We start from the raw sequence: 6,406 nt of genomic DNA, 5'->3' as shown, positions 1-6,406 counted from the left end.
CTACACCATCGTCTACATCGTCGGCGCCATCATCGCAGTCCTCGGAGCACTCCTCATCCTCCCCATCACCGCCGGACGCCGCGCCGACCTCGACACCCACAGCATCCAAATCATGAAATAACACAAGAGTCCTCGTGTCAACGGCTCACCGGCACTAGGCATTCACCCCACCCGCCCCAAGTACAGCTTGGGCGATTCTGCACCGCGAACTAGAGGAGACCTTCCCAGACATGTCAGATATCACGATGAAGTTCGATATACCGGTTCCGATGCGGGACGGCACAGTACTAATGGCAGATGTCGCTTGGCCGGCGGGGGACGGCCCATTCCCGGTATTGGTCGAGCGCACTCCATACGACAAGAACTATCGGTCCACCTCCAACTTCGAGACGATCGACGCCCTGCTGGCAGGCTTCATCCTCGTTCGCCAGGACACCCGCGGCAGTGGCAAGTCCGAAGGTGAGTGGATGCCGTGGAAGTACGAGCGCGAAGACGGATACGACACGATCGCGTGGGCGGCTGCTCTCCCCAAGAGCAACGGCAAGGTCGGCACGTTCGGAGGCAGCTACATGGGTAGCACGCAATGGAGCTCCGCGATCGCTAACGCCCCTGAACTTCGAGCGATGGCACCCATGGTCACCTTCTGTGATCCGGAGAACGGGTTGATGTTCCGTGGCGGCGCTGTCGAACTAGGACTCAACACCTGGTGGGGCCTCATGAACGCTCTCCCCCATCTCGTGCACAACTACCCGCCGGAAACAGCGTTCCCGAAAATGATGCAGGCCCTAGGCGATTTCGAAACACTGAAGGAGAAGTTCTGGGAGCTACCTGCGGCAGCGCAACCGTTCTTTGTAGATATCGGAATGCCTGATGTCGGGGTCGCTCGCGCACTCGAGGACCGGTCGACTATGGACGACTCCCGCGTGGACAGGCACTACGAGAATCTCACAGTGCCATCCCTCAACATTGCGGGCTGGTACGACGTTTTCCAGCAGGGATCATTGGACAACTACGTAGGGATGCGCGCGCAGGGCGCCACCACACGCCTCATCGTCGGGCCGTGGTCGCACACCTCATTCGCTGGCGCCACCCTGGGAGAAGTGGGCGAGGTGAACTTTGGTCTCGGGATGCTCGCCCCTGGCGGTGAGCAAATCTCGAAGATCAACTTCGACTGGTACGACCACTGGCTGCGGGACAACCCCGCCACGGACGCCCACGAATCAGGTGTCCTGATCTTCGTCATGGGAGCCAACAAGTGGCGTGCCGAAGCGGACTGGCCCCTGGCCCGTGCCATCACCACCCCGCTCTACCTGGATGAGGCGAACGCCCTCAGTTGGGACGCACCCGTGTCGACAGAGGCGGGATCCACTTATGTCTATGATCCCGCTGACCCGGTAATCACGCGCGGTGGAAACCTGGTGATGGGTTCGGACTACCCTGCCGGTCCCTTCGACCAGAGGATCGCCGAGGCGCGCGAGGACGTGCTGGTGTTCACCACCGCTCCACTCGAGCAGGACGTCGAGATCACCGGGCGGATCAGTGCGACGTTGTTCGCGGCGACCGACGGCCCGTCCACCGATTGGGTGGTCCGACTATGCGAAGTGGACTCCGAAGGGGTCTCGCGCAACATCGTCGACGGGATCACCCGCGTCTCGACGGAGGCAGGTCGGGTCGACGAAGTGACCATCGACCTCTGGTCGACATCGATCCTGATCAAGGCCGGTCACCGGCTGCGAGCTCATGTTACATCGAGCAACTTTCCCCGCTGGGACCGCAACCTCAATACCGGTGCACCGGAAAACGAGGGAACGACGATCCGCGTCGCCCACCAGCGCATCCTACATGACGCGGCACATCCCTCTAGAATCGACCTTCAGATCATCCCCGCCTGACCTCATACGCAGCTCTCAGACGGCGATGCCGCGAGTACTCTCACTCGCGACATCGCCGTCTGAGAGCTGCGGTCGAACGAACGGGCCTCGCCCAGCGATCAACCCGTAGTAGAGGACCCGGCCGACCGCAGCGATATGCCTCACCAGCGGTCAAGGCCACTCGTTTCAAGTACCGCGTCGGACTGCACACCGTCGCCCACTTGGCCCCCAGCACTGCGTCGGCTCGCCGGAACTCACCGAAGAACGAAAAACCCCATGGCCGCAATCGGTGACTATAAAGAAGATTTAAGTGTGGACAGTGTCCACACCCTCTTTGGCCTGACAAAGCAGCGGCCGAATCGCCTTCTCATGCCAGGAACGAGGCGGATCCGGGTGGTCTCGAAGCATGATCTCAAAGTCATGTCGCGTTCAGTCCCCCTACCCATGAAGAGGTGTAGGCCAACCACGACCTACCGGACGAACCAAGAGAGGAACCCATAGCCCCAGCTCAGAGCAGGCGGAGGGCCCACCGGCCATGACCCTGAACCCGCTCCCCACACCTTCACAGGCGACCCGCGGCGCCAGGCACAGACCGCGGCCAATGTCAGAGGGACCCGCGGAGGGTCAATGTCCACACATTAAAGCAAAAACCCCTCTAACGAGGGGTCATACGTGCCCGAGGTGGGACTCGAACTGCATTCCAGCCCTTGTAAACACTGGGAACTCTTGAAAACATAGGCAATCCGAGCTACTGCGTCACCAGTACGACCGAGTCCGAAGCCAGAGGTGTGGACATTGTCCACACCTGCTTTGTGCCACCATTCCAGCTCTAAAGCGGACATCGCAGGGGCTTTCCCTTTGTGACCAGGTCTTGGTTGGGTGCCTCCGCGATGGTGGGAAGAAACCGCCGCGTGCTCATCTGTTACTCAACAGGAGAGCTTAGCTTCGGGTTCCTGCCATCGACCGCGAGAGCCCCACCATGTTGACGTCTTTTCTTACGTCATTGGCATACCTTGCCGTTCCTCCGTGACGCCGACCACTCCTAGTGTTAATTCTCAGCAGCGGCCGGCACAGATGCCGATACGCCTATCCATGGAGAAAGCCGAGGATTTACATGGAACAGTTGAGTTGTCTCCAAGATCGCCTGGCTATCCAGGAACTCAACCACAGATACGCCACCCACATCGATCTGCACGAGATTGACGAATGGGTGGGGCTCTTCACTCAAGACGCGGTCTTCGACGAGAGAGAATTCGATAGTCCGTTGTTCACCGGACACGAAGAAATTCGCGCCTATGGCCACATCTTAGTAGAGACCGTCCAGTATGCACTCCACCACATGACGACTCACGTTATCAGTAGCCTGACGGCGACGAGTGCCCGAGGAATTGCATTCGCAATAGTCGAGGCCGTGCTGAAGGACGGGTTCCATGCCCGGCACCAGGTCATTTACCGGGATCGCTACGAGAAAATCGACGGTCAATGGCTGATCGCTGAACGCGTCCTCAAGCAGACCGTACCGGCTGAGATCTTCAACGAGAAGTCGCAGTCACCTGTTGCTTGAGGTTTCCGCCGCGGGAGATCCGGTGACCTAGCCATCCAGGACCGAGTCAAGCAACTCCTCGAGCTGCTGCCAACTGACTCACGTCCGAACAAGCCAGCACCACCACCAGAAATAGGAAGTTGAATATGTCGAGGTTGAACGGCAAGGTCGCCATCATCACCGGTGCGGTCAGTGGATTGGGCTTGCTGCCCTATAGATCTTCGCAGCCGAAGGTGCGCACGTAGCCGCCACCGACATCTCGGAAATTGCGCTGAAGCAGGCAGTGGAAGGCGTCATCGCGGAGGGCGGAGATGCCATCGCCCGCCTCTTGACGTCTCGTCTGCTGGGGACTGGCAGCGCGTGGTCGACGACGTCCTCGACGAGTGGGGAACTATCGATATCCTGGTCAACAACGCTGGCATCGAAATACCGAACGGGATACTCGACGCGGAGCTGGACGACTGGAACAAGGTCATGAGCATCAACGTCATGGGAACTTGGCTTGGAATGAAGAGCGTGATCCCAGCAATGCAGGGTTCCGGCCACGGATCCATCGTGAACGTATCTTCGATCGCCGGGATCGTCGGGGGCGTTGGGGAAGGCGCAGCATACTCCGCTTCAAAGGGCGCCATCCGGTCCCTGACCAAACACGCCGCCCAGTGGTTCGCCAAGGACAGCATCCGGGTCAGCTCGATCCATCCCGGACCGATCGACACCGGCTTAACCCGAGGCCTCGGCATCACGAAAGAAGCGCTAGCCAACACCGACGCCGTTCCTCTGCCACCCCATGTCGGGGATGCTTCGGACATCGCCTACGGCATGCTCTATCTCGCCTCAGACGAGTCGAAATTCGTTACCGGTGAGGAACTCGTCCTCGATGGCGGATTGACTACCCGCTGACCACCTTAACCGGCGCCGAGAAACAACATCCGAGGTGCGGCGATATGGACCGTCGCACTCGGTATAGCAGGGACAGCGGACAACGATGCAGACGCTCGGAGTGTGGGAAGCGGGATTGCAGGACTCCCGTTACGTCCGGCTTGGACGTTCTCGCCAACTCCCGCGGCCCCGAAATGTTGCAGGAGCTCGTTGCCGAGCTCGATGCAAGAGGAGCCTACGCCGAGTGCTTGTTCGCCACCGCATCCCGGCTCGTCCGACTTCCCGAAGGAACCGACTGGGACAGGCGGCGGTCACCAACGCCGGAGTACTTCCTACAAGGCTGCCGGCGTGCATGGCCAGGTTAAGGAAGGCGACCGCTTCGGCATCATTGGCCTAGGCGCACTGGAATGACAGGCGCGAGGATCGCCGCAGTGAAGGGCGCGACGGTCTACGGCGTCGAGCCCAAGGATGATTCTTGGGGGTTCGCTCGCCACCAGGGTCTCCAGAAGGTCGTCAAGGACGTGTCTGAGCGAGTCGGTCTTCGGCTTCCTTCGATTCTGCCCATAGCTCGATCCCTCGTACGGTTTCGTACATGGTGCGTGGTTGTGCCGCGTCGGCTGCGGTCCAGAGTGCTGTGGAGTCTGCCATGGCATCATCGATGGTTCCGGTGCGGATGATCCTGCGGTTGTGGCGGTCTGGACGGTGGCTCCGATCAACCGGCTCCAATGGATGTATTGGCGGAGCATGATCCGCTCTCCGAAGGCAGGGTTCCTGCTGCTGCTTGATGGTGCCGGTTGAAGCGGTCACGGTGTGGTGAGGGCCGCGGCCACGGCTTTACCCAGATCTTTGGTGGTGGCGTTGCCGCCCATGTCCGGTGTGAGTGCCTGTTGCCCATGGGCGAGCACGGTTTCCATGGCGGTGGTGATGGCGGCCGGGGTGCATGACGAAGTTAGCGGCCAGGATGTCGATGTGGTACTTATCAACGTCGACGTCACTGAAGTCCTTGGCCATTTCCTGGACGCGTTCGTCCCAGTAGGGCATGGTGATGGAATGCCGTTGCTCTTCGTGGCGGAGGTCAGGTGCTTTTTGGGCCTGCTCTGGGCAAGGTCGAAGGCGTACTTGAGGATCCGGTCCACGCCGGTGCGGGTCATGACCGTTTCCTGGACCACGGTTTCGCGGTCGGTGCCTTCGAAGATCTTCCCGCCGATGCTTGAGTATTCGCCTTCGGTGTTTTCGCGTACGACGTAGAAGTCGACGTCGCCGGGAACGCGGCCGGCCAGGGGGCTGGGCACGCCGGGCAGGAGTTTGACCGGGCGGAGGCTGACGTACTGGTCGAAGTGGCGGCGGAACTGCAGAAGGCTTCCCCATAGCGAGATGTGGTCAGGGACGACGTCGGGCCATCCGACGGCGCCGAAGAAGATGGAGTCGAACTGGTTCAGCTCGTCGAACCATCCGTCGGGAAGCATTTGGCCATGCCGGGTGTAGTAGTCAGCGGAGGCGTAGTCGAAGTGCTCGTATTTGAGGTTGAGGTCGAAGGCTGAGGCTGCGGCGTTCAGGACGCGCAGCCCTTCAGGCACGACTTCGGTGCCGCTTCCGTCGCCGGGAATGACTGCGATGCGGTGGGATTTCGACATCAGGGATCCTTCTTCGTCGTTGTTAGGTGTTCGGGGTTAGCGGTCGACCGGGTGTGCCGGTTCGCGGTTTTCGAGGACGTCGATGACGGCGTGCGCGGCGGCCAGCCCCGCCCGGGTCCGGGCTTCGGTTGTCTGGCCTGCGAGGTGGGAGGTAATGAGGACATTGTCCAGGCCCCGGAGGGGGCTGTCGGTGGGCAGGGGTTCGTTCTCGAGCACGTCCAGTGCTGCGCCGGCGATGGTGCCGTCGGAAAGTGCCTTGGTCAGGGCTTCTTCGTCCACGAGTGAGCCGCGGGCGGTGTTGATGAGGACGGCGGTGGCTTTCATGGCCTGCAGCCGGGACTGGTCGATAAGTTTGCTGGCGGACCGTCCTCCGCGGGTGTGCAGGGAGAGGTAGTCCGCGTCGCGGATGACGGTGTCGAGATCCGCGAACCGGGGGGCGCTGGTGTCGGGGTCGGGGTGGGTGGTGCTGACCAGTACTT

5 protein-coding genes are annotated in these 6,406 nt (G+C 60.9%); 3 read left to right on the top strand and 2 right to left on the bottom strand.

What is annotated here, in order from left to right; translation table 11 throughout:
- Nucleotides 1–230: 230 nt before the first annotated feature.
- The 3 genes from LQ144_RS22565 (at nucleotide 231) to LQ144_RS22555 (ending at nucleotide 4,314) form a co-directional block, all read left to right on the top strand.
- Nucleotides 231–1,892 carry a CocE/NonD family hydrolase gene (locus LQ144_RS22565; protein ID WP_230121480.1) on the top strand — a complete coding sequence of 554 codons (1,662 nt, stop codon included), beginning with the start codon at nucleotides 231–233 and terminating at the stop codon, nucleotides 1,890–1,892.
- Nucleotides 1,893–2,985: 1,093 nt separating this feature from the next.
- Entirely contained in the window at nucleotides 2,986–3,435 is a 450-nt protein-coding gene (locus LQ144_RS22560; protein WP_230121479.1) for a nuclear transport factor 2 family protein, read from the top strand.
- Nucleotides 3,436–3,597: 162 nt separating this feature from the next.
- A complete protein-coding gene (locus tag LQ144_RS22555) occupies nucleotides 3,598–4,314 on the top strand; it encodes an SDR family oxidoreductase (RefSeq protein WP_354962377.1) in 717 nt (238 codons plus the stop codon).
- Nucleotides 4,315–5,096: 782 nt separating this feature from the next.
- Here the strand turns inward: LQ144_RS22555 and LQ144_RS22550 are convergent.
- Complete coding sequence (locus LQ144_RS22550) at nucleotides 5,097–5,927, bottom strand: isocitrate/isopropylmalate family dehydrogenase (RefSeq protein ID WP_290369805.1); 831 nt, start codon at nucleotides 5,925–5,927, stop codon at nucleotides 5,097–5,099.
- A gap of 36 nt (nucleotides 5,928–5,963) precedes the next feature.
- Nucleotides 5,964–6,406: NAD(P)-dependent oxidoreductase (locus LQ144_RS22545; RefSeq protein ID WP_290369804.1), on the bottom strand; the 443-nt coding region annotated here is incomplete at its 5' end.

The organism is Arthrobacter sp. Bi83, assembly GCF_918698095.1.
Classification (GTDB): domain Bacteria; phylum Actinomycetota; class Actinomycetes; order Actinomycetales; family Micrococcaceae; genus Arthrobacter.
Note: the sequence above shows the minus strand (reverse complement) of the source record. Positions and strands in the feature narration are given on the sequence as shown.